At 69.7% G+C, this 22,463-nt stretch carries 18 protein-coding genes and 2 tRNA genes; 4 read left to right on the top strand and 16 right to left on the bottom strand.

Annotation, left to right across the window (positions count from 1 at the left end; all coding sequences use genetic code 11):
- The first annotated feature begins 84 nt into the window (after window positions 1-84).
- Window positions 85-684, top strand: coding sequence for a vitamin K epoxide reductase family protein (locus RIN46_RS04165; RefSeq protein WP_309079839.1), 600 nt, complete (start codon window positions 85-87; stop codon window positions 682-684).
- 125 nt (window positions 685-809) lie between these two features.
- Here the strand turns inward: RIN46_RS04165 and ndk are convergent, their stop codons facing one another.
- The 5 genes from ndk to RIN46_RS04140 form a co-directional block, all read right to left on the bottom strand.
- Window positions 810-1,226 carry a nucleoside-diphosphate kinase gene (gene ndk, locus RIN46_RS04160; RefSeq protein WP_309079840.1) on the bottom strand — a complete coding sequence of 139 codons (417 nt, stop codon included), beginning with the start codon at window positions 1,224-1,226 and terminating at the stop codon, window positions 810-812.
- Between the two features lie 39 nt (window positions 1,227-1,265).
- Entirely contained in the window at window positions 1,266-1,700 is a 435-nt protein-coding gene (locus RIN46_RS04155; protein ID WP_309079841.1) for a DUF4233 domain-containing protein, read from the bottom strand.
- 9 nt (window positions 1,701-1,709) lie between these two features.
- Window positions 1,710-3,068, bottom strand: coding sequence for a folylpolyglutamate synthase/dihydrofolate synthase family protein (locus RIN46_RS04150; RefSeq protein ID WP_309079842.1), 1,359 nt, complete (start codon window positions 3,066-3,068; stop codon window positions 1,710-1,712).
- Between the two features lie 2 nt (window positions 3,069-3,070).
- A complete protein-coding gene (gene ileS / locus RIN46_RS04145) occupies window positions 3,071-6,346 on the bottom strand; it encodes an isoleucine--tRNA ligase (RefSeq protein WP_309079843.1) in 3,276 nt (1,091 codons plus the stop codon).
- 187 nt (window positions 6,347-6,533) lie between these two features.
- On the bottom strand, window positions 6,534-7,034 hold the full coding sequence (locus tag RIN46_RS04140) for a DUF488 family protein (protein ID WP_309079844.1): 501 nt from the start codon (window positions 7,032-7,034) through the stop codon (window positions 6,534-6,536).
- A gap of 105 nt (window positions 7,035-7,139) precedes the next feature.
- Between RIN46_RS04140 and valS the strand changes: the two genes are divergently transcribed.
- Window positions 7,140-9,770, top strand: coding sequence for a valine--tRNA ligase (valS, locus tag RIN46_RS04135; RefSeq protein ID WP_309079845.1), 2,631 nt, complete (start codon window positions 7,140-7,142; stop codon window positions 9,768-9,770).
- Window positions 9,771-9,883: 113 nt separating this feature from the next.
- On the opposite strand, the gene RIN46_RS04130 is transcribed toward valS, so the two are convergent.
- From RIN46_RS04130 to RIN46_RS04085, 10 genes are all read right to left on the bottom strand, one after another.
- Window positions 9,884-10,492, bottom strand: a complete 609-nt coding sequence (locus RIN46_RS04130) for a DsbA family protein (RefSeq protein ID WP_309079846.1) — start codon at window positions 10,490-10,492, stop codon at window positions 9,884-9,886.
- Between the two features lie 68 nt (window positions 10,493-10,560).
- The gene (clpX, locus tag RIN46_RS04125) at window positions 10,561-11,856 is read right to left on the bottom strand and encodes an ATP-dependent Clp protease ATP-binding subunit ClpX (protein ID WP_309079847.1); all 1,296 of its coding nucleotides are present in this window, start codon (window positions 11,854-11,856) and stop codon (window positions 10,561-10,563) included.
- A gap of 163 nt (window positions 11,857-12,019) precedes the next feature.
- Window positions 12,020-12,685 carry an ATP-dependent Clp protease proteolytic subunit gene (locus tag RIN46_RS04120; protein WP_375141828.1) on the bottom strand — a complete coding sequence of 222 codons (666 nt, stop codon included), beginning with the start codon at window positions 12,683-12,685 and terminating at the stop codon, window positions 12,020-12,022.
- 40 nt (window positions 12,686-12,725) lie between these two features.
- Window positions 12,726-13,319: an ATP-dependent Clp protease proteolytic subunit gene (locus RIN46_RS04115; RefSeq protein WP_309080123.1), complete on the bottom strand. Its 594-nt coding sequence runs from the start codon at window positions 13,317-13,319 to the stop codon at window positions 12,726-12,728.
- Between the two features lie 230 nt (window positions 13,320-13,549).
- Window positions 13,550-14,914, bottom strand: a complete 1,365-nt coding sequence (gene tig, locus RIN46_RS04110; RefSeq protein ID WP_309079849.1) for a trigger factor — start codon at window positions 14,912-14,914, stop codon at window positions 13,550-13,552.
- A 91-nt stretch (window positions 14,915-15,005) separates the two neighbouring features.
- Window positions 15,006-15,080: transfer RNA gene (locus RIN46_RS04105), tRNA-Pro, on the bottom strand.
- A 161-nt stretch (window positions 15,081-15,241) separates the two neighbouring features.
- Window positions 15,242-15,312: transfer RNA gene (locus RIN46_RS04100), tRNA-Gly, on the bottom strand.
- Between the two features lie 102 nt (window positions 15,313-15,414).
- On the bottom strand, window positions 15,415-16,302 hold the full coding sequence (locus tag RIN46_RS04095) for a DNA-formamidopyrimidine glycosylase family protein (protein ID WP_309079850.1): 888 nt from the start codon (window positions 16,300-16,302) through the stop codon (window positions 15,415-15,417).
- A gap of 1 nt (window position 16,303) precedes the next feature.
- Complete coding sequence (locus RIN46_RS04090; RefSeq protein ID WP_309079851.1) at window positions 16,304-16,777, bottom strand: ribose-5-phosphate isomerase; 474 nt, start codon at window positions 16,775-16,777, stop codon at window positions 16,304-16,306.
- A gap of 67 nt (window positions 16,778-16,844) precedes the next feature.
- Window positions 16,845-17,912, bottom strand: a complete 1,068-nt coding sequence (locus RIN46_RS04085) for a beta-propeller fold lactonase family protein (RefSeq protein WP_309079852.1) — start codon at window positions 17,910-17,912, stop codon at window positions 16,845-16,847.
- Between the two features lie 132 nt (window positions 17,913-18,044).
- Between RIN46_RS04085 and pepN the strand changes: the two genes are divergently transcribed.
- Both pepN and RIN46_RS14310 read left to right on the top strand, forming a co-directional pair.
- Window positions 18,045-20,594: an aminopeptidase N gene (gene pepN / locus RIN46_RS04080; protein WP_309079853.1), complete on the top strand. Its 2,550-nt coding sequence runs from the start codon at window positions 18,045-18,047 to the stop codon at window positions 20,592-20,594.
- 112 nt (window positions 20,595-20,706) lie between these two features.
- Window positions 20,707-21,618 carry an OsmC family protein gene (locus tag RIN46_RS14310; RefSeq protein ID WP_375141829.1) on the top strand — a complete coding sequence of 304 codons (912 nt, stop codon included), beginning with the start codon at window positions 20,707-20,709 and terminating at the stop codon, window positions 21,616-21,618.
- A 90-nt stretch (window positions 21,619-21,708) separates the two neighbouring features.
- On the opposite strand, the gene RIN46_RS04065 is transcribed toward RIN46_RS14310, so the two are convergent.
- A complete protein-coding gene (locus RIN46_RS04065; RefSeq protein WP_309079854.1) occupies window positions 21,709-22,371 on the bottom strand; it encodes a hypothetical protein in 663 nt (220 codons plus the stop codon).
- Window positions 22,372-22,463: the final 92 nt, after the last annotated feature.

Here is a 22,463-nt window from a genome sequence, read left to right as displayed (position 1 = left end):
ATCCATGTGCGGCCGTTGCCATTGTCTCACACCACGCGGCGGACCCAGCGGGCACGGTCGGGTCCGGCCCGTAGACTGGCCCCTATGTCTGACACGCAGTCTGCGTCGAGCCTGACGCGTCCCGTCCGTTTCGGCTGGTTCCTCGCCATCGCCGGCACCGTCGCTTGGTTGGCCTCGGTCACGCTGACGCTCGAACGGCTGGCCATCTACAAGGACCCGGACCACACCACCAGTTGCGACATCAATCCGTGGGTCTCCTGCGGCGCGGTGATGCAGGAGTGGCAGGCAGCGCTGTTCGGCTTTCCCAACCCGTTCATCGGCGTGGTCGGCTTCGCCGTGGTGATGACCATCGGCGTCACGCTGGTCGCGGGCGCCCGGCTGCCCCGCTGGTTCTGGGTCGGGCTGCAGATCGGCCTGACCCTGGCCTTCGCCTTCATCGTCTGGCTGTGGTCGCAGGCGCTGTACAGCATCCACATCCTCTGCCTCTACTGCATGGTCGTGTGGGCCATGATGATCCCCCTCTTCGTCATGACGACGGCGCGGAACATCGCCGCCGGCGTCTTCGGCGGGAGCGGGCGCGTCCGCGCCGCCGCCGCGGAGTGGGGCTGGGTGGTCGCGGCCGGGCTGCTCGTCCTGTGCGCCGCCTCGGTCGTGATTAGCTTCTCCGGCGTCTTCTTCGGCTAGGCGACGCCGGGGCGGCCGCCGAGTCCTCCGCCGTCGTCCCCGGCCCGGGACCGCGCCACCCCGAAGGAGCGAGTGCCGCCGACCCCTGCCGGGGCGGCGGCACTCGTGCCTCAGGACCGGCGGCTCTAGCCGAACCAGATGCCGATCTCGCGCTCGGCCGACTCCACGGAGTCGGAACCGTGCACGAGGTTCTTCTGGACCTTCTCGCCCCAGTCGCGGCCGAAGTCGCCGCGGATGGTGCCGGGCGCGGCCGTCGTCGGATCGGTGGTCCCCGCCAGCGAGCGGAAGCCCTCGATGACGCGGTCGCCCTCGAGGACCACCGCCACGCTCGGGCCGGAGAGCATGAACTCCACGAGCGGCTCGTAGAACGGCTTCCCTACATGCTCCTCGTAGTGCTTCTCGAGAATCTCGCGCGTCGCTTCGACGAGCTTGAGTTCCACGATCCGGTACCCCTTGGCCTCGATGCGGGCCAGGATCGTTCCGGTCAGCTGGCGCTGCACGCCGTCCGGCTTGACCAGGACGAGGCTGCGTTCCACAGACATTGATTCCCCTTCGGGTGGTTGTTCGGTTCCGGATCGAGTCTAGTCGGCGCCGTGCTGGCGCTCCCATTCCTCCTGGGCGGCATCACGCCGACGGTTCTCCGCGTCCAGCTCGCCGCCCTTGGTGACGGCGTACCACCAGGCGACGGCGAAGAGCGCACCGATGACGAACATGTAGTAGTCCAGGAAGCCGGCGAGCACCAGGACCGCCTGGAGCGCCCAGCCGATCCAGAAGCCGAGCGGCTTCCGGAGCAGAGCACAGGTCAGGACCGCCACGGCGGCCAGCGCCAGCCCGACGGTCCACACGACAGGCTTGCCGTACTGGTCGCCGTGCAGGCCGGCGATCGACATCGTGGCGAAGAGGAAGACGAAGGCCTCGAGCGTCAGCACCGTGGAGGCGAACATGATCCGCACGGAGCGCCGCTGCTTCTTCATCCCCGGGCGCCACTCGCGCTGGGCCTTGGTGAGTCGTGCCATCGCGGTCCCCTACTTCCCCAGCAGCGTGCGGGCCTCGGCGACCAGCGTGATGGACCCCGTGACCAGGACGCCGCCGCCGAAGTCGTCCGTCGAGTCCGCCCGGCCGACGGCCCAGTCCAGCGCCTCGTCGAGCTTCTCCGTGACGTACACGTCCTCCTCGGCGTAGCCGGCGTCGAGCGCCAGCTGGCCGAGCTCCCCGGCCGGGATGGAGCGCGGCGAGGTGGACTGGGTCAGGCAGATGTCATCGACCAGGTCGCCGTACTGCTCGCGGAGTTCCACGAGCATGGCCTCGGCGTCCTTCTCGCGCAGGATGCCGACCACGAGGACCAGCTTCGAGAACCCGAAGGACTCCTTCACCGCGTCCGCGCTGGCCCGCAGGCCGTCCGGGTTGTGGCCCGCGTCGACGATGATGGTCGGCGACGTGCGCACCGTCTCGAGCCGCCCGGGGCTCGAGACCTTCTCCAGCCCGCGCTGGAGCGTCTCCAGATCGAGCTCCTTCTCGCCCCCGCCGAGGAAGGCCTCCAGCGCCGCGATGGCGACCGCGAGATTCTGGGCCTGGTGCTCGCCGTGGAGCGGCAGCAGCAGGTCCTCGTAGCGGCCGGCGAGGGATCGGATGGTCAGCTGCTGCCCGCCCACGGCCAACGCGCGCTGCTCGACGCCGAACTCGACGCCCTCGAAGCGGAACGGGACGTCCATCGCCCGGGCGGCCTCGAGCAGGACCTGTGCGGCCTCGGCCGGCTGGACGGCGGAGACGAGGAAGCCGCCGGGCTTGATGATGCCCGCCTTCTCGGCGGCGATGTCCTCCACGCGGTCGCCCAGGAGGTCGGTGTGGTCCAGGGAGATGGGGGTCACGACCGAGACCTGCCCGTCGGCGACGTTCGTGGCGTCCGTGATGCCGCCGAGACCCACCTCGAGGACCACGACGTCGACCGGCTCGTCGGCGAAGACGGCGAACCCGAGGACGGTGAGGGCCTCGAAGTAGGTCATCCGGTTCTCGCCGCGGGCCTCGAGCTCCTCGTCGACCATGAGGACGTAGGGCCGGATCTCGTCCCAGATCCGCACGAACGTGTCGTCCGCGACGGGTTCGCCGTCGATCGAGATCCGCTCTGTCACCTTCGCCAGGTGCGGACTCGAGTAGCGGCCGACGCGCAGGTCGTGCGCCAGCAGGAGCGACTCGAGCATGCGCGCCGTCGACGTCTTGCCGTTGGTGCCGGTGATGTGGATGACGGGGCAGGCCCTGTTCGGCTCCCCCAGGATCTCCATGGCGCGCAGCATGGGCTCCATGCGCGGCTCGATCTTGTTCTCGGGCGCTCGCCCGAGCAGCTCCGCGTAGACGCTCTCCACGGAGAACGCATCGATGTCGGTCACGTTCAGGCCTCCACTACTTCGACGACGACGTTGGGCTCGCCCTCGACGAGGACCAGGTCCACCGTGAGGGTCTCGCCCTTGACGAGCTCCGCGTTGGCGCGCAGCGCGTACAGGGTGGCTGGGTCACCGGTGACGGTCGTGCGCACCCGATCGCGCACCACGAGATCGGCATCCTTGCGGGCCTGCTGGATGGACCGGATCATGTCGCGCGCTGCACCCTCGGCCGCCAGCTCATCCGTCACCCGGGTGTCCAGGACCACGAATCCCCCGCCGGAGAGGACCGCCGCCGCGACGGCGTCGTCCTCACCCTGTTCGACGACGGTCTCCAGAGTGTACTCGTGGGGCTCGAGCACGAGTCCGCCGGCGGTCACGGTGCCGTCCGGTCCGACGGACCAGTCCCCGCTCTTGGAGCCCTTGATGGCCTGCTGGACGCCCTTGCCCAGACGTGGTCCGGCGGCGCGCGCATTGACGACCAGCCGCTGGCTGATGCCGTAGTCGCTCGCCTGGGTCTGGGCGGCGTCGCGCAGCTCGACCGTGCGGAGGTTCAGCTCGTCCGCGATGATCGAGGCGAAGGTCCCGTCCAGGCCGGCCGCGCCGTCGACGACGACGGTCAGTTTGTTCAGCGGCAGGCGCACGCGCAGGTTCGCGGCCTTGCGCAGGGACGAGCCCACCGAGCAGACCCTGCGGGTCAGCTCCATCCGCTCGACGAGCTCCCGGCGGTGCGGGAACTGCTCGACGTCGGGCCAGTCGGTGAGATGCACCGAGCGGCCGCCCGTGAGCCCGCGCCAGATCTCGTCCGCCGCCAGCGGCAGCAACGGCGCCGCGACCCGGGTGAGCGTCTCGAGGCACGTGTAGAGGACGTCGAAGGCCTGCTCGTCCTCGTCGAAGAACCGCTGGCGCGAGCGCCGGATGTACCAGTTGGTGAGCGTGTCCATGTAGCGGCGCACGGCGTCGCAGGCGTCGGAGATCTCGTAGGCGTCCAGGGCGGCCTGGGCCTCGCGCACCAGATCGCCGGTCGCGGCGAGCATGTACTCGTCCAGCGGGTCCGACGACGAGTGGCGGAGCGATGCCTCGTAGCCCGCGCCGTCGTTGGCGGCGTTCGTGTAGAGGCTGAAGAAGTGCCACGCGTTCCACAGGGGCAGGAGGACCTGCCGGACGCCGTCGCGGATCCCCTGCTCGGTGACGACCAGGTTCCCGCCGCGCAGGATCGGGCTGGCCATGAGGAACCAGCGCATCGCGTCGGAGCCGTCGCGGTCCAGCACCTCGGTCACGTCCGGGTAGTTCTGCAGCGACTTGGACATCTTCTGCCCGTCGGAGCCCAGGACGATGCCGTGGCTGATGACGTTCTTGAAGGCCGGCCGGTCGAACAGCGCCGTCGCGAGGATATGCATGGTGTAGAACCAGCCGCGGGTCTGCCCGATGTACTCCACGATGAAGTCGGCCGGGTGGTGGTCCTCGAACCACTCCGCCGCCTCGAACGGGTAGTGCACCTGCGCGAACTGCATCGATCCGGAGTCGAACCACACGTCGAGGACGTCCTCGACGCGGCGGATCGTGCCGCCGCCGGCGCAGCCCTCGTGGGTGCGGGTCAGATCATCGATGAACGGGCGGTGCAGGTCCGGTTCGCCGTCGTGATTCAGCGGCAGTCGGCCGAACGCGGCCTGGAGATCCGCGAGCGAGCCGTGGACCTCGCGGTGCTCGCAGCCGGGCGCGTCGCACTCCCAGACCGGGATGGGGCTGCCCCAGTAGCGGTTGCGGGAGATCGACCAGTCGCGGGCGTTCTCGAGCCATTTGCCGAACTGGCCGTGCTTGACGTTCCCGGGGATCCAGTTGATCTGCTCGTTGAGCTCGAGCATGCGCGCCTTGAATTCGGTGACGGCCACGTACCAACTGGTCACGGCCTTGTAGATCAGGGGCGTGCGGCAGCGCCAGCAGTGCGGGTACGAGTGCTCGTAGGACTGCTCGCGCACGAGGCGCCCGTCGGTCTTGAGCGTGTTGATGATGGTCCGGTTCGCTTCGAACACCTGGACGCCGGCGATCTCGGCCAGCGGCGCGGCGCCGGTCGGCGTCGGCTCGGCGAACATCGGCAGGAAGCGGGCGCCCTCGTCCACGGAGAGGATCACCGGGATGTCGGCTTCCTCGGAGGAGCGTTGGTCCTCCTCACCGTAGGCGGAGGCCTGGTGGACCAGGCCGGTTCCGTCCGTGGTGGTGACGTAGTCCTCGGGGAGGATGCGCCAGGCGTGCTGCGTGTCCCACTTCTCCGTGTCGGCGTAGTAGTCCCACAGCGGGGCATACTCGACGTCGGCGAGGTCGGCGCCGAGGTACCGGGCGACGACCGCCATGCGCGCTGCCTCGGCGGCCGGGACGTCGTCGGTATCGACGAAGCCGAGATCCTTGGCGTAGGCGCCGACCAGCTCGGCGGCCAGGAGGTGCCGACCCGGGTGGGGCCCGTCGGCCGGTGCCTCCACGACGACGTACTCGATCTCGGGTCCGACGGCGATCGAGAAGTTCGTGGGCAGCGTCCAGGGCGTGGTGGTCCAGGCGAGGAGGTTGACGCCGGCCAGCTCGTCGCCCACCCGGCCGCCGCCGGTCACGGGGAAGGCGACGGTGACGGAGGGATCCTGGCGGGATTTGTAGACGTCGTCGTCCATGCGCAGCTCGTGGTTGGAGAGCGGCGTCTCGTCCTTCCAGCAGTACGGCAGCACGCGGAACCCCTGGTAGGTGAGGCCCTTCTGATGCAGCTGCTTGAAGGCCCAGATCACCGACTCCATGTAGTCGACGTTGAGCGTCTTGTAGTCGTTCTCGAAATCGACCCACCGCGCCTGCCGGGTGACGTAGTCCTGCCATTCGCCGGCGTACTTCATGACGGAGGTGCGGCAGGCATCGTTGAACTTCTCGATGCCCATCGACTCGATCTGCCGCTTGTCGGTCATGCCGAGCTGCTTCATCGCCTCCAGCTCGGCGGGCAGGCCGTGGGTGTCCCAGCCGAAGCGTCGCTCGACCCGGTTGCCGCGCTGGGTCTGATAGCGGGCGACGAGATCCTTGACGTAGCCGGTGAGCAGGTGGCCGTAGTGCGGCAGGCCGTTGGCGAACGGGGGGCCGTCGTAGAAGACGAACTCGCCCTCGCCGTTGGCGCCGGCCGGACGCTGGTCGATCGAGGCCTGGAAGGTGCCGTCCTGGCTCCAGAGATCGAGGATGCGCTTCTCGATGGCGGGGAAGCTGGGGCTCGCGGGCGTGCTCGCACCGGGATCGGTGGAGGCCTTGGGATAAATCGTCATCTGCGGCAGTCCTGGCATCGGTCGGTGCAGCCGAGCGGCTGCGGTGTCTCGATGCGGGGACGACACCGGGCGCATGGGCGCCAGGCTCGCGGTACCACCCCGCTTGCACACGCTCGACCGTGGCCGCTGGAGCTGCGCTCCGCGGGGACGGACGGCCGTGGCCGCTTGTTTCGCTGCTGTGACGGGCTTACCCGTCCGGTTCTACTGGGCCCTGGGGGCTGTTCTTCCGGAAGCTCGCCGGTGATGGCCGGGTCGACGCTGGTGGGTTCAGTCTACCGGTTCCGGCCCCGCGATGTGCGCCATCCCCGGCCCCGTCGCACAGATCACCCGTGGTCGACGACCCCCGGAGGAAGTCCAGAAGCGCGACGGCATTGTTGTGCTCCCGGTCCCGCGTCGCGTAGACAAGCACGACTTCGTCGTGACCGCCAATGGCGTCCAGCAGGCGCTCGAGCGCCGCGGCCGCGGGACCGTCCTCGAGCTCGGTCCAGTAGCGCTCCCGGAACTCCTCGAATCGGTGCTCCCGATGGTCGAACCAGGCCCGCAGCTCCTTCGACGGCGCCACGTCCCTCGCCCACTCGTCCAGCTCGAGGTCGGCCTTCGAGACGCCGCGCGGCCAGAGCCGGTCGACCAGGATCCGGTAGCCACCGTCCGGCGGGTCGTAGGCGCGTCTCAGTCTGATCTCGCCCATGCGGCGATCCTAAGGCCTGCGGAGGCCGCGCTCGTCCCGCCCGCGCCCGCCGGCAGTGTCCCGGCGGGCGCGTCCCGGGGGCGCCGACGTGGAAGAATGGCCGACATGGCTGATGACACCTTGGGCACAGACACGCCCGTTTCCGTTTCCGTCCCGGACAAACCCGCCCTCGAGGGCCTCGAGGCCCGGCTCAGCGCGCGCTGGCGCGCCGAGGGGACCTACGCGTTCGACCACGACACCGAGCGCGATGCGGTCTACTCGATCGACACTCCCCCGCCGACGGCCTCCGGCTCGCTGCACGTCGGGCACATGTTCTCCTATACGCAGACCGACGTCCTCGCGCGCTTCCAGCGCATGAGCGGGAAGAATGTCTTCTACCCGATGGGCTGGGACGACAACGGCCTGCCCACCGAGCGGCGCGTCCAGAACTACTACGGGGTCCGCTGCGACCCGAAGATCCCGTACGACCCGGGCTACCAGCCCCCGGCGCAGCCGGCCAAGAACCAGCGCGACTGGGACGCCGTCAGCCGCCGCAACTTCATCGAGCTCTGCGAGCAGCTCGCGGTCGAGGATGAGAAGGTCTTCGAGCACCTGTTCTCCACCCTCGGGCTCTCCGTCGACTGGGACCTGACCTACCGCACCATCGACGACGCCTCCCGTGCGACGTCGCAGGCCGCGTTCCTGCGCAACCTCACGGCGGGCGACGCATACCTCTCCGAGGCGCCCACCCTCTGGGACGTGACGTTCCGCACGGCCGTGGCCCAGGCCGAGCTCGAGGACCGCGAGGTCCCCGGCGCGTACTACCGGTACCCGTTCTTCACCGAGGACGGCACGGCCGTCCACATCGAGACCACGCGCCCGGAGCTCCTGCCGGCCTGTGCGGCCCTGGTGGCCCACCCCGAGGATGAGCGCTACCAGTCCCTGTTCGGCAAGAAGGTCACCTCACCGATCTTCGGCGTCGAGGTGGAGGTCAAGGCGCACCCGCTCGCCAAGCCCGACAAGGGTGCCGGGATCGCCATGGTCTGCACGTTCGGCGACCTCACCGACGTCACCTGGTGGCGCGAGCTCGAGCTGCCGACCCGGACCATCATCGGCCGCGACGGCCGGATCGCTGCCGAGACCCCCGAGTGGATCACCTCGGAGGCCGGCGTCGCCGCCTACGCCGAGCTGGCCGGCAAGACGGTGTTCTCCGCGAAGGAGGCTGTCGTGAAGATGCTCGCCGAGTCCGACCTGCTGGACGGCGAGCCGCGCAAGATCCAGCACCCGGTGAACTTCTACGAGAAGGGCGACAAGCCCCTCGAGATCGTCTCCTCGCGCCAGTGGTACATCCGCAACGGCGGCCGCGACGAGGAGCGGCGGGAGCGGATGATCTCCCGCGGACGCGAGATCGACTTCCACCCGTCGTTCATGCGCTCCCGTTTCGAGAACTGGGTCTCCGGTCTCAACGGCGACTGGCTGGTCTCCCGACAGCGCTTCTTCGGGGTGCCGATCCCGGTGTGGTATCGCCTGGACGAAGCCGGGGAGCCGGACTACGCGAACCCGCTCGTTCCGAGCGAGGACCAGCTCCCGGTCGATCCGGCGGCCGAGCCGGCTCCTGGTTTCGACGAGGCCCAGCGGGACCAGCCCGGCGGGTTCACCGGCGACGCGGACGTCCTCGACACGTGGGCCACGAGCTCGCTGACCCCGCAGATCGTCGGCCGCTGGGGACGCAACGAGGAGTTCTTCTCGAAGGTCTTCCCGTTCGATCTCCGCCCGCAGGGCCACGACATCATCCGCACCTGGCTCTTCTCCACCGTCGTCCGCGCCGATGCCCTCGAGTCGTCGGTGCCCTGGCGGAATGCGGCGATCTCGGGTTGGATCCTCGACCCGGACCGCAAGAAGATGTCCAAGTCCAAGGGCAATGTCGTCGTGCCGACGGATGTCCTCGAGCAGTTCGGGGCCGACGCCGTGCGCTACTGGGCGGCGTCGGCGAAGCTCGGTGCGGACACCGCCTACGAGGTGGCGCAGATGAAGATCGGGCGCCGTCTGGCGATCAAGATCCTCAACGCCTCCAAGTTCGTCCTGAACCTCGGTGCCACCCAGGACGACGTCATCCGCGAGGACGCCTCCGTGGTGACCAACGGCCTCGACCGGTCCCTCTTGGCCCGCCTGAAGACGGTCATCGACGATGCGACGCGCGCGTTCGCGGCCTACGACTACGCCCGGGCGCTGGACATCACGGAATCGTTCTTCTGGTCCTTCACGGACGACTACGTGGAGCTGGTCAAGGACCGGGCCTACGGCGGCCAGGGCGACGCTGAGAAGGCGTCCGTCCTGGCGGCCCTGGCGACCACGCTGGACGCCGCGCTGCGCCTGTTCGCGCCGTTCCTCCCCTTCGCCACGGAGGAGGTCTGGGGATGGTGGCGTGCCGGTTCGGTCCACCGCGCGGAGTGGCCCTCCTCCGAGGCCCTCTCGGGGGTCCTGGCCGACGCCGACCCGGCCGTTCTGCCGGTCGTCGGCGCGGCTCTCGGCGGCATCCGCAAGGCGAAGTCGGAAGCGAAGGTGAAGCAGCGCACCGAGGTCCTCAACGGCACGGTGACGGCTCCGGAGGCGCAGCTCGAGCAGCTGCGGCAGGGCCTCTCGGACTTGCTCGCCGCAGCGAACGCGCGGAACCTCGAGCTCGTCGTCGGCGAGGGCGAGATGTCCGTGGTCGACGTCGAGCTGGCCGCCCCCGAGGAGGTCACCCAGAACGCGTGACGCATTGCCCGCCCCGGCCTCGTGAGGTGCCGGAGCGGGCCACGTCCGCCGAATGCGAGAGAGGCCGGGCCAACCGCAGGGTTGGCCCGGCCTCTCGGCGCTCGGAGCGGTGCTCAGTCGAAAGTGGGACTCTCGGTCCGCGTGCGCTTGAGCTCGAAGAAGTAGGGGAAGCCGGCGAGCTTCACCGACGCGTCGAACAGTTCCCCGGCCTCCTCGCCCGAGGGCACGCGGGTGATCACGGGGCCGAAGAATGCGGTGCCGTTCAGCGAGAGAATCGGCGTTCCGACGTCCTGACCGACCCTGTCGATCCCGTCCTGGTGGCTGGCCCGCAGCGCCTCGTCGTACGCGTCGGTGCCGGCGGCCGCGGCGAGGTCCGCCGGCAGCCCGACTTTCTCGAGAGCCAGCCGGATGACCTCCGCGCGGTCGCGCTGCTGCTCGAAGTGCAGGAGTTCCCCCATAGCGGTGTACAGCCGCGGCACGACGTCCGCCCCGTGCTGCTCGGCCGCCGCCGTGATGACCCGCACCGGACCCCAGCCATCGTCCATGCTGCGGCGGTAGTCCTCGGGGAGGTCCCGCCCCTCGTTGAGGACGGAGAGACTCATGACGTGCCAGCTGACCTGGACCGGCCGGACCTTCTCGACTTCGAGGATCCATCGCGAAGTCGCCCAGGCGAAAGGGCAGATCGGGTCGAACCAGAAGTCGACGGTGGTCGTCTCGCTCATAGGTGCTCCTTCGGTCATCGATGCGCAGCCGACAGGTCGCCGACCGCGGGCGGGCCTGCCGGTTCCGGTCAGGCCGACTTGTTGCGACGCTTTGCCGCAACCTGGTGGGAGATGAGGGTCGGTTCGGCGCGACCGGCGATCACGTCGGCCGTAATGACGCATTCCGCGACGTCGTCCCGCCCCGGGAGTTCGAACATCACCGGGCCGAGCGTCTCCTCGAGGATGGCACGCAGGCCCCGCGCCCCGGTTTCGCGCTCGATCGCGAGATCCGCCACCGCCTCGAGCGCGTCGCGCTCGAACTGCAGCTCGACGCCGTCGAGGTGGAACATCTTCTGGTACTGCTTGACCAGGGCGTTCTTCGGCTCGGTCAGAATGGACACCAGTGCCCCTCGGTCCAGCTTCTCCACCGTCGTCACGACGGGCAGGCGACCGATGAACTCCGGGATCAAACCGAATTTCAGCAGGTCTTCCGGCCGGACGTCCGAGTAGGAGGCGGCCTCCGACTTCAGCGCCGTCAGGGGCGCGCCGAAGCCGATCCCCTTGCGGCCGGCCCGCGAGGAGATGATCTCCTCGAGTCCGGCGAAAGCGCCGGCCACGATGAACAGCACGTTCGTCGTGTCGATCTGGAGGAACTCCTGGTGCGGGTGCTTGCGGCCGCCCTGCGGCGGGACCTGGGCGACGGTGCCCTCGAGGATCTTCAGGAGGGCCTGCTGCACCCCTTCGCCGGAGACGTCGCGGGTGATCGAGGGATTCTCGCTCTTGCGTGAGATCTTGTCGATCTCATCAATGTAGATGATCCCCTGCTCGGCCTTCTTGACGTCGTAGTCCGCAGCCTGGATCAGCTTGAGGAGGATGTTCTCCACGTCCTCGCCCACGTAGCCGGCCTCCGTGAGCGACGTGGCGTCGGCGACGGCGAACGGGACGTTCAGGCGCTTGGCGAGCGTCTGGGCGAGGTAGGTCTTCCCGCAGCCCGTGGGGCCGAGGAGCATGATGTTCGACTTCGAGACCTCGATGTCGTCCAGCGGGTGGCCGGCCTCGTTCAGGGCACTGCCAGGACGGTGCGAGGTCCCGTTCTGGATACGCTTGTAGTGGTTGTACACGGCGACGGACAGCGCCCGCTTGGCCGCCTCCTGACCGATGACGTACTCGTTGAGGTGCTCGAAGATCTCGCGGGGCCGCGGAAGATCGAGCTCCTCGCTCTCGTTGACCTCGACGAGCTCTTCCTCGATGATCTCGTTGCACAGCTCGATGCACTCGGTGCAGATGTAGACGCCGGGGCCGGCGATGAGTTTGCGCACCTGCTTCTGGCTCTTGCCGCAGAAGTTGCATTTGAGCAGCTCGGAACTCTCGCCCATACGTGCCATGGAGCTCTACTCCCTCGCTCTTGTCCTTCGCCCGTGCGCCGCCTGACGCATCGTTGCATTCCTTCAACTGTAAGTCCTGGCCCCCACAGAAAGAGGCAAGGGGCGGACCGTGGTGCATTGTGACGGTCCGCCCCCTGCCTCGCCTCCCGGCCGGCGGTGACTGCTAGCTCTGGATGGCCTGCGGCTTGATCTTGCGGGAGTCCAGCACCTCGTCCACGAGTCCGTACGTCTTGGCGTCGGCCGCGGTCATGTAGAGGTCCCGTTCGACGTCCCGGGACACTTCCTCCGGCGTCTTGTGGCTGTGCTGGGACAGCACCTGCTCCATCCACGTGCGCATGCGCATGACCTCCTCGGCCTGGATCTGCAGGTCGCTCGCCGTCCCCCGCTCGCCGCCGCCGAGGGCGGGCTGGTGAATCAGGACGCGCGCATTGGGCAGTGCCAGCCGCTTGCCGGGGGCGCCTGCGGCGAGGAGCACCGCCGCGGCGCTGGCCGCCTGGCCCAGGCACACGGTCTGCACCTCGGGGCGGATGAACTGCATCGTGTCGTAGATGGCGGTCATCGCCGTGAAGGATCCGCCGGGCGAGTTGATGTAGAGCGTGATGTCGCGCTCCGAGTCCATGGACTCCAGGACGAGCAGCTGCGCCATGATGTCGTCCGCGGACGCGTCGTCGACCTGCGCGCCGAGGAACACGATGCGGTCCTCGAAGAGCTTCGCGTACGGGTCCTGGCGCTTGAAGCCGTAGGGGGTCCGCTCCTCGAACTGCGGCAGGATGTAACGGGCGGAGGGCATCTCGCCGGCGCCGCCGTAGCCATTGAAGTTCATATTCATCTCCTGGGGATCTGTGTCAGACGGGCAGTGCGCGCGGTGGTCAGCTGGTCATCCCGCCGCCGCCGGAGACGGAGGAGGAGTGCTCGGCGATGTGGTCGAAGAAGCCGTACTCGAGGCCGTCCTTCGCCGTGAACCACTTGTCGCGCTCGTTGTCCTTGAGGATCTGCTCGACGGTCTGCCCGGTCTGCTCCGCGGTGAGCTCGGACATGACCTTCTTCATGTGCAGGATCAGCTCCGCCTGGATCCGGATGTCGGAGGCCGTGCCGCCGATGCCGCCGGAGGGCTGGTGCATGAGGATCCGGGCGTTGGGCGTGGCGTACCGCTTGCCCTTGGTGCCCGACGAGAGCAGGAACTGGCCCATCGATGCGGCGAGGCCGGTCGCGACGGTCACGACGTCGTTCGGGATGAACTGCATCGTGTCGTAGATCGCCATGCCCGCCGTGATGGAGCCGCCCGGCGAGTTGATGTAGAGGTAGATGTCCTTGTCCGGGTCCTCGGCCGAGAGCAGGAGCAGCTGCGAGCAGATCGCATTCGCGTTCTCGTCCTGGACCTCGGAGCCGAGCCAGATGATGCGCTCCTTGAGGAGCCGGTTGTAGATGTAGTCGTCCCGGCTCGCCGGGTCGACCGACGACATTGCGGGGGTCAGGGATTCCTCAGTCATGCTCGAATGCCTCTCCGTGGATCGCTTGAACTCGTTTCCGACATTACTGCCTGGCGCACGCGCCCGGTGGCGGCCCGGCCGGTAGTTCGCTGTGGGCGCATCGGCGCGGGGGCGCCGCCGGAAACGCCGCGGGCGGGCCCGGAACGCGGTCTGCGTTCCGGGCCCGCCCGGGCTGCGGCCGGTCGCCGCAGTGGTGGTGGGTGCTACTCGGCGCTCTCGGCGGACGCCGACGAAGCGGAGGACGACGACGAGGCGGACTCGGCTGCGTCCTCGCCCTGCGGGCGGACGAAGGAGGTCAGGTCGACCTCGTTGCCGTTGGTGTCGGTGACCTTGGCCAGCTCGAGCACCTTGGCCAGCGCCTTGCGGCGGCGGACCTCGCCGACGATCATCGGGACCTGGCCGGCGCCGTCGAGCATCTGCGCGAACTGGTTCGGGTCCATGCCGTACTGGGAGGCGGTCTGCACGATGTAGTCGATCAGCTCCGACTGCTCGACCGTGACCTCCTCCTTCTCGGCGACGGCGTCGAGGACGAGCTCGTTCTTGAAGGCCTTGGCCGTGTTCTCGCGGACCTCGGCGCGGTGATCCTCGGTGTCGTGCTCGTCGCCCTCGCTGTGCTCGCCCTGGGAGAAGTGCTGCTCGACCTGGTCGTCGACGACGGAGTCGGGGACCGGGACCTCGACGAGGTCGAGGAGCTTGTCCAGGACCAGGTCGCGCGCCTGGACGCCCTGCTCGGTGATCTTGCCCTCGGCGGCCTGCTTGGCGAGGTCGGCCTTCAGCTCGTCGATGGTGTCGAACTCGGAGGCCAGCTGCGCGAAGTCGTCGTTCGCCTCGGGGAGCTCGCGCTCCTTGACGGCCTTCACAACCACCTTGACCTCGGCGGTCTCGCCGGAGTGCTCGCCACCGGCGAGGGTGGTCTCGAAGATGGCGTCCTCGCCGGCGGAGAGACCCTTCACGGCCTCGTCCATGCCATCCAGCATGGTGCCGGAGCCCACCTGGTAGGAGAGGTCGGCAGCGGAGTCGACCTCCTCGCCGTCGACGGTCGCCGTGAGGTCGATCGTCAGGAAATCGTCGTCGCCGGCCGGGCGATCGACGGACTTCAGCGTGCCGAAGCGGCCGCGCAGCTCGTCGAGGGCCTTCTGCACGTCCTCGTCGCCCGCCTCGGCGGCGTCGACCTGGACCTCGAGCCCGGCGTAGTCCGGCAGCTCGATGCTCGGGCGGATGTCGACCTCGACGGCGAAGGTCAGCTGGCCCTCGGCGTCCTTCTCGAGGCCGGGGAGCTCGTTGACCTCGACCTCCGGGCGCGAGAGCGGCACGAGCTCGTTCTCGGTCATGGCCTTCTGGTAGAGCCCGTTGAGCGACTCGTTGACGGCGGTCTCGATGACATAGCCGCGGCCGACGCGCTGATCGATGAGCGCGTTGGGGACCTTGCCCTTGCGGAAGCCCGGCACCTGAATCTGCTGCGAGATCGACTTGTAGGCGGCGTCGATGCTTGGCTGAAGCTCGGCCAGCGGAACCTCGACGTTGAGCTTGACCCGGGTGGGGCTGAGATTTTCGACGGCGCTCTTCACAGCGTATTTCTCCTGAAATGGATTCGGTGTCGTGGGGGCTCTGGTCGACGGCCGCCCCTCGCGGAACCGGAGGGGACGACCATATACAGAGTCGGGGTGACAGGATTTGAACCTGCGACCTCACGCTCCCAAAGCGCGCGCTCTCGCCAAGCTGAGCTACACCCCGAATTTAGTGCAAGAGCCAGTCTACGCAGACACTCGCGCCATCCGCGAATCATCGGTGCCGCGCGAGCCCAGGGGGCGGGGCCGTCGAGAGGTCCGGCCTCAACCGCCAGCTGCGGGCCGCGGGGGCGCCCCGCTTCTGGTGCTGCGTGGTCAGGAAATGCGAGGGGATGACGGGAATCGAACCCGCGTCATCAGTTTGGAAGACTGAGGCTTTACCATTAAGCTACATCCCCGCGAGAAACCGGTGATTCCCGGTTCCGACTGCAGAAGATTAGCAGTCGCCGCAGATGGCCGCCAAATCGCCGGTCGTCGCGTCGTAACTGCGGTCCCGCCGCTCAGTCGCCCTGGCAGCCGGGGCACCAGTAGAGCTTCCGGCCGGCGACCTCGGCCACCTGGACGACACTCCCGCAGCGCCGGCACTCCCGCCCGGCCCGCTGGTAGACGTAGTAGGCCTGCTCCGGCCAGACCGGGAGCTGCGGGTCTGGCCGGTCCGCCGGGTCGGTCGTGACGATCCGGCCCTCCCGCACGCCTGCGGCCATCAGCTCGCAGAGGTCGTCCCAGAGCCGGTCCAGCTGCCCGGAATCCAGTTCCGCGGACGGCCGCAGGGGATCGATCCGGCACCGGAAGAGGCTCTCCGCCCGGTAGATGTTGCCCACCCCCGCCACGCGCGACTGATCCATCAGTGCGACGCCGATGCCCGTCCGAGTGCGCAGGCGGCGGTGGAACGCGGCGGCGCGGCCTTCGTCGGCGGTCCGCAGCGGGTCGGGCCCGAGCCGGGCGCGCACGGCGTCGACCTCCGCAGGGGTCAGCACCTCGCACACGGAGGCACCGCGCAGGTCCGCCCATCCGTGCTCGGTCACGAGCCGGACCCGGACCTGCCCGACGGGCTCCGGCGGGCCGCGGTAGACCGCCGGCTCGGCCGGGAGGTCCTCGCGTTCGCCGATCCGGCGCGGGGCACCGATGCTCGACGCGCCGGCGAACTGCTCGTCGCCACCGAAGCTGAAGGCCCCGTAGAGGCCGAGGTGCACGCGGAGGTGGAGCCCGCCGTCGAACTCGACGAACAGCTGCTTGCCATGTGCGCTGCCGCGCAGGAGGGTGCGCCCGTCCAACCGTGCCGCGCCGTCGGCGAACCGGCCCTGCGGGCTCGTCACGGCGACGCGCCGGCCGCCGAAGACGTCGGTGAACTGGCGGGCCAGGCGGTGGATCGAATGTCCTTCGGGCACGCTAGCGGACGATCTCGCCGGTCTGCTCGTAGGTGGCGATCTTGCCGATGCGCCGTGCGTGCCGCGCGGCACCGGAGAACGGCTCCGCCAGGAAGGCCTCGATGATCGCCGTCGCCTCCTCCAGGCTGTGCTGGCGTCCCCCCACCGCCACGACGTTCGCGTCGTTGTGGTCGCGCGCGAGCCTGGCCGTCTCGAGGTTCCAGGCGAGCGCCGCGCGGACGCCCTTGACCTTGTTCGCCGCGATCTGCTCGCCGTTGCCGGAGCCGCCGAGCACGATGCCGAGGGCCTGCACACCGTCCGCCTGGTCCGCGACGACGGCCTCCGCGGCGTCGATGCAGAACGCCGGGTAGTCGTCCTCGGCGTCGTACTCCCGGGGGCCGTGGTCCACCATCTCGTATCCCTGGGCGGCCAGATGCTCCACCAGGTGGGCGCTCAGCTCCATGCCGGCATGGTCGGTGGCGATGTGTACGCGCATAGTCCTCTTCGTTCTCGGTGCGTGGGCGGGTCCCCACCACCTTACCGAGTGGACCCGCGGGCCGGGCCTATCGGGCGACCGGCGTGACCCAGAGCGGCCCCTCGCTCGTACGGGTCGCGTCCGTCTCGGCGGGGGCCCCGGTCGACGGCTCCAGCCGGTAGGCGCCGAGCGTCGCCGAGGCCTCTCCGGCGACCAGGAGGTAGTCGCCGTCCTCGGCGGAGACCACGGCGGCCCCGCGCGGCTGCTGCTGCGTCGGCCAGGTGCCGGCGTAGGCCAGCTCGCCGCTCCCGAGATCGACGGCGAAGCCGGTCACCGTCGAGCTGGACCGCTCGGTGGTGTAGAGGAACCGTCCGGCGCAGCCGAAGTGGAGGTCGGCGCACCAGATGGCATCGGGGCCCGGGGTCGGCCCGCCGGGCTCCCGGGCGAACCCGGGGGTGAGTCCGAGCTCGTCCGGGATCGAGGAGATCTGCTGGCGCTCGGTGAGCTCGCCGGACTCGGCGTCTCGGTCGTAGACCGCGACGAGGCCGGACATCTCGTGCAGGACGTAGAGGCGGCGGCCGGCCGGATCGAACCGGGAGTGCCGCGGCCCCGACCCCGCCGGGGCCGCGACGCGCTGGACCTCCTCCAGTCCCCGCGCGGCACGCCGGTAGACGACGACGGCGTCCGAGCCGAGGGAGGCCGCGTAGACGTGGCGGCCGTCCGGCGAGGGCAGCGCAGAGTGCGCCTTCTCCCCCACTGCGGGCGCCTCGACCGGCGGCGGGACTGGAACGCCGTCGTCGTCGATCTCCAGCAGGTGGACCGAGCTCGCGTGGTACGACGCGCTGAACAGCGCGGAGTCGTCGGCGGCGAGGGCGATGTACGCGGTGCTGTCACCGAGCCTCGCGGTGGCGAGCGGGCTCAGCGCACCGTCGGGGCCCCGGGTGAACGCCTGCGCGACGGGCGGGTCGGTGGTCAGGCCCGCGTAGAGGAGGCGGCCGTCCGCGGTCGCGGCCAGGGCACGGACCTTGGCGGCCGGATAGCTCTCCCCCGGATCGGAGAAACGGCCCGTCGCGGCGTCGAATTCGAACCGATCGACCGCGCCGGCACCGGCACCGGCGATGTAGAGGTCGTGCGTCGCTGTGAAGGGGGTGCTCATCCGGGCTCCTGTTCGGGGGCGTCCATTTCACGACAACCCTAGGCCAATAGACTCCACAGGTGACAGACTAGGGCTGTTATCCAACGACTCTTTCAGATCGTTGCTGCTAGACACCGCCGACCAGGAGGCACCGTGCCCGGATTGAATCTCACCCGCGAGGAGGCGCGCGAGCGCGCCGGCCTCGTCTCCGTCGACGCGTACAGCGTCGAGCTGGACCTGACCCGCGGCGACCGCGTCTTCGGGTCCACCACCACGGTGCGGTTCGCCGCACGCGAGGGCGCTTCGACGTTCATCGACGCGGTGACCGACGCGGTCCACTCGATCACGCTCAACGACGTGGAGCTGGACCCCGCGGAGCTCTCCGACGGCGTCCGCATTCAGCTGCCCGCCCTCGCCGCGGAGAACGAGCTGCGGATCGTCGCCGACGGACTCTACACGAACACGGGCGAGGGCCTGCACCGCTTCGTCGACCCGGTCGACGACGAGGTCTACCTCTACACGCAGTTCGAGGTCCCGGACTCCCGGCGCATGTTCGCCGTCTTCGAGCAGCCGGACCTGAAGGCCACGTTCCAGTTCACCGTGACCGCGCCGTCGCACTGGGACGTGGTGTCCAACTCCCCCACGCCGGAGCCCGAGGCCGCAGCAGACGGCGCCAGCACGTGGCGGTTCGAGCCCACGCTGCGCATGTCCTCCTACGTGACAGCGCTGATCGCCGGCCCCTACCGCGCAGTCCGCAGCGAGCTGACCAGCTCCGACGGCCGCACCATCCCCCTGGGGGTCTTCGCCCGCGCCTCGCTCATGGAGCACCTCGACGCCGAGAACATCTTCGAGCTCACCCGGCGCGGCTTCGAGTTCTTCGAGGCCCAGTTCGGCACGCCGTACCCGTTCCCGAAGTACGACCAGCTGTTCGTCCCGGAGTTCAACGCCGGGGCCATGGAGAACGCCGGGGCCGTCACGTTCCTGGAGAACTACGTCTTCCGCTCCCGGCCCACCGACGCCATGGTGGAGCGCCGCGCGATCACGGTCCTGCACGAGCTGGCGCACATGTGGTTCGGCGACCTGGTGACCATGCGCTGGTGGAACGACCTCTGGCTCAACGAGTCCTTCGCGGAGTTCATGTCCACCCTCGCTGCGGCCGAGAACACCGAGTTCACGCACTCCTGGACCACCTTCGCGTCCATGGAGAAGTCGTGGGCCTACCGCCAGGACCAGCTGCCGACCACGCACCCGATCGTCGCGGAGATCCGTGACCTGGAGGACGTGCAGGTCAATTTCGACGGGATCACCTACGCCAAGGGAGCCTCGGTCCTGCGCCAGCTCGTCGCCTGGGTGGGCCAGGAGCAGTTCATGGCCGGCGTGCGCGCCTACTTCGGCAAGCACGCCTTCGGCAACACGGAGCTGGCCGATCTGATGACCGAGCTGGAGGACGCCTCCGGGCGCGAGCTGACTGAGTGGAGCCGGCTCTGGCTCGAGACGGCCGGCGTGAACAAGCTCGTCCCCCGTCTCGAGACGGACGACGACGGCGTCCTCGCGTCGTTCTCGATCGAGCAGTCCGCGCCCGCGGAGCACCCCACGATCCGCCCCCACCGCCTCGCCGTCGGCTTCTACGACCTCGTGGACGGCGAGTTGGTGCGGACGCACCGCGAGGAGCTGGACGTCGCCGGGGAGTCCACGCCGGTGCCCGGTCTGGTCGGCCGGAGGCGCCCGGATCTCATCCTGCTCAACGACGACGACCTGGCCTACGCCAAGATCCGGCTCGACGAAGTCTCCCAGGCCACGGCGCTGAGGCACCTGAAGGATTTCCGCGAGTCGCTGCCGCGAACGTTGGTGTGGGGTGCCGCCTGGGACGCGGCCCGCGACGGGGAGACCCGCGGACGCGACTTCGTCGAGCTGGTGCTGAACAACATCGCCGAGGAATCCGACTCGTCCGTGGTCCTGGTCCTGCTGCGCCAGCTCGGCACGGTGCTCGACTACTACCTCGACCCTGACCACGCCCCGGCCGCCTCGGTCGAGGCTGCGGATCGGCTGTGGGCGCTGGCGCGCGCGGCCGCCCCCGGCTCCGATCACCAGCTCCAGCTCGCCAAGGCCTTCGCCCTGCGATCCCGTTCGGCCGACCAGCTCGACGCCGTGGCGGCGCTGCTCTCGGGCGAGACGCCCCTGGCGGGTCTCGAGATCGATGCGGACCTGCGCTGGGAGCTGCTCACGGCACTGGTCGCCGGCGCCCGCGCCGGGACGGCGGAGATCGACGCCGAGCTGAAGCGGGACGACACCGCAAATGGGGCCCTGAACGCCGCGCTCGCCCGCGCCGCCGTCCCGACGCCGGAGGCCAAGCGCACTGCGTTCGACGCCGTCGTGCACGGCCGGGAGCTGTCCAACACGCACCAGCGGCAGGCGATCGCCGGTTTCAACCGGGTGCACGACGCCGCCCTGATCGCCGGTTTCGCCGACGAGTACTTCGCTTCGGCCGGGAAGGTCTGGGAGGAGCGCAGCTACGAGATCGCCCAGCAGATCGTGGTGGGCCTCTACCCGGCGGCGCAGGTCTCCGAATCGACCCTGGAGGCCACGGACGCGTTCCTCGGCCGCCTCGACGACGACTCGGCCGCACTGCGCCGGCTGATGCTCGAGAACCGCGACGCCGTGGCCCGGGCGCTGCGGGCACGGCGCGCCGACCGCGGCGAGTAGCGGCGGCCGGCACCGGGACCACTGCCACCGGACGTCTGGACCGGCGGCGCGCGCGGAACCGCCGTGACGCGCCGCCGCGACCAGGCGGGCCCATCCGGCGTAGGTTTAAGGCATGGATCTGAGCCAGCACACCTACGAGATCAGCCTCGAATGGACCGGCGCCCGCGAGGCAGGCACCAGGGACTACCGTTCGTACGGACGGGACCACGTGGTCCGCGCGGCGGGCCTGCCCGACCTCCCCGGCACCGCCGACCCGACCTTCCACGGTGACAAGGACCGGTGGAATCCGGAGCAGCTGCTGCTGGCCGCCCTGAGCCAGTGCCACATGCTCTCCTACCTCCATATCGCGGTGAAGCACGAGGTGGTCGTGACCGGCTACTCGGACGACGCCGCGGGGACGCTGCGGCTGAACCGGGACGGCAGCGGCGAGTTCACAGGGGCGGTGCTGCGGCCCCGCGTCGTGCTCGCGGACGAGGGCCAGCGCGAGCTGGCCGACTCTCTGCACGCCGAGGCGAACCGCGTCTGCTTCATCGCCCGGAGCGTGAATTTCCCGGTGGAGCACGAGCCGGTCGCCGCGGAGACCGCAGCGGACGACGCCGCGGCCGGAGCCGACGAGTACGCCGGGACGTTCTACGCCCAGGTGGGCGGCAAGGAGACCTTCCGACGCCTGGCCGCCAAGTTCTACGAGGGAGTGGCCGCCGACCCGGAGTTCCGGGCGATGTACCCGGAGGAGGACCTGGGGCCCGCGACCGAGCGGCTGCAGCTCTTCCTGGAGCAGTACTGGGGCGGGCCGACCACCTATTCCGAGAACCGCGGACACCCACGTCTGCGCATGCGGCACATGCCCTACAAGGTCAATTCCGCGGCGCGCGACAAGTGGCTCGAGCACATGCGTACGGCCGTCGATTCGCTGGAGCTGCCCCCTCTGCAGCACGAGGTCCTCTGGGACTACCTCGAGCGGGCCGCGCACTCCCTGGTCAACACGCCGGACCAGCCCCACTCCCAGGGGCTCCGGCTGCTCTGAGCCCCATCGCGCCCGGACCGGGGAGGCGGTACGGACGAGGCGCACCCCTCGGCGCCTCCTTCGGAGTTGCCTGTCCCCGACGCGCCTGGCTCAGAGCGCGGCGCCCTGGCGGACCAGCACCTGCCCGGCCGCCGTGGAGAGCCGGTGCCAGAGGCCGCTGCGCAGAACCTTCACCGGTCCGGCCGGCGGCAGGAATCCGAGGGTCTGAGCGGCGAACGCGGCCCCGGCGGGCAACTCCGGGACGGGCTTGAGCTCGCACGGTGCCGCCCAGACGCGGGAGCGCACCGAGGCGACCACCGGGCGGCCCGAATTGGCGGGAAGCGCCTCGGCGACGGCGCGCATGCCGGACTCGGCGACGGCGCGGAGGGCCTCGGCATCGTACTCCCCCAGGTCCTCCCAACTGCCGATGGGGGGCAGGACACCGGCCCAGGAGGCAGGGGTCTCGGCAGGGGGCAGCTGCAGCACCGTGTCGAGCGGGCTCATGCGCGCGAGTCGATCGGTCACCGCGCCGAGCGGGAACACCCAGGTCCCCTCGGCGGACTCCGCCAGCCGGAAGGCCCGCATGCCGAGGACCGTCGGCGTGCCGCTGCCCAGTCCCTCCGGCACGAGCGCGGGCACGTAGACGGCCAGCGCCTGACCGCGGGCGACCAGGGCGACCTCTCCGTCCTGGACGGTCCGGGCCCGGCCCAGCAGGGTGCGCAGGTCGGTGATGGTGTCGGGGTCGGCGAGGGCGAGACGATCGAGGCGTTGCATGCAACCATCCTGTCACCCCGGGGCGCGTCAAGCCGTTCTGTGGCCAACGCGCCATGCGCCCTACTTGTCGGTAACCCGGGGCGCGGATACTG

This window comes from Zhihengliuella sp., from assembly GCF_031178195.1.
Classification (GTDB): Bacteria; Actinomycetota; Actinomycetes; order Actinomycetales; family Micrococcaceae; genus Zhihengliuella.
Note: the sequence above shows the minus strand (reverse complement) of the source record. Positions and strands in the feature narration are given on the sequence as shown.

Bases quoted from the DNA above. Each gene is read 5' to 3' on its own strand.
- RIN46_RS04140 (WP_309079844.1), bottom strand. From the start codon at position 7,034: ATGGGCGAGATCAGACTGAGACGCGCCTACGACCCGCCGGACGGTGGC.
- RIN46_RS14310 (WP_375141829.1), top strand. From the start codon at position 20,707: ATGGATCTGAGCCAGCACACCTACGAGATCAGCCTCGAATGGACCGGC.
- RIN46_RS04130 (WP_309079846.1), bottom strand. From the start codon at position 10,492: ATGAGCGAGACGACCACCGTCGACTTCTGGTTCGACCCGATCTGCCCT.
- RIN46_RS04165 (WP_309079839.1), top strand. From the start codon at position 85: ATGTCTGACACGCAGTCTGCGTCGAGCCTGACGCGTCCCGTCCGTTTC.
- RIN46_RS04090 (WP_309079851.1), bottom strand. From the start codon at position 16,777: ATGCGCGTACACATCGCCACCGACCATGCCGGCATGGAGCTGAGCGCC.
- RIN46_RS04155 (WP_309079841.1), bottom strand. From the start codon at position 1,700: ATGGCACGACTCACCAAGGCCCAGCGCGAGTGGCGCCCGGGGATGAAG.
- valS (WP_309079845.1), top strand. From the start codon at position 7,140: ATGGCTGATGACACCTTGGGCACAGACACGCCCGTTTCCGTTTCCGTC.
- ileS (WP_309079843.1), bottom strand. From the start codon at position 6,346: ATGACGATTTATCCCAAGGCCTCCACCGATCCCGGTGCGAGCACGCCC.
- ndk (WP_309079840.1), bottom strand. From the start codon at position 1,226: ATGTCTGTGGAACGCAGCCTCGTCCTGGTCAAGCCGGACGGCGTGCAG.
- clpX (WP_309079847.1), bottom strand. From the start codon at position 11,856: ATGGCACGTATGGGCGAGAGTTCCGAGCTGCTCAAATGCAACTTCTGC.
- RIN46_RS04085 (WP_309079852.1), bottom strand. From the start codon at position 17,912: ATGAGCACCCCCTTCACAGCGACGCACGACCTCTACATCGCCGGTGCC.
- RIN46_RS04120 (WP_375141828.1), bottom strand. From the start codon at position 12,685: ATGAATATGAACTTCAATGGCTACGGCGGCGCCGGCGAGATGCCCTCC.
- RIN46_RS04115 (WP_309080123.1), bottom strand. From the start codon at position 13,319: ATGTCGTCGGTCGACCCGGCGAGCCGGGACGACTACATCTACAACCGG.
- RIN46_RS04065 (WP_309079854.1), bottom strand. From the start codon at position 22,371: ATGCAACGCCTCGATCGTCTCGCCCTCGCCGACCCCGACACCATCACC.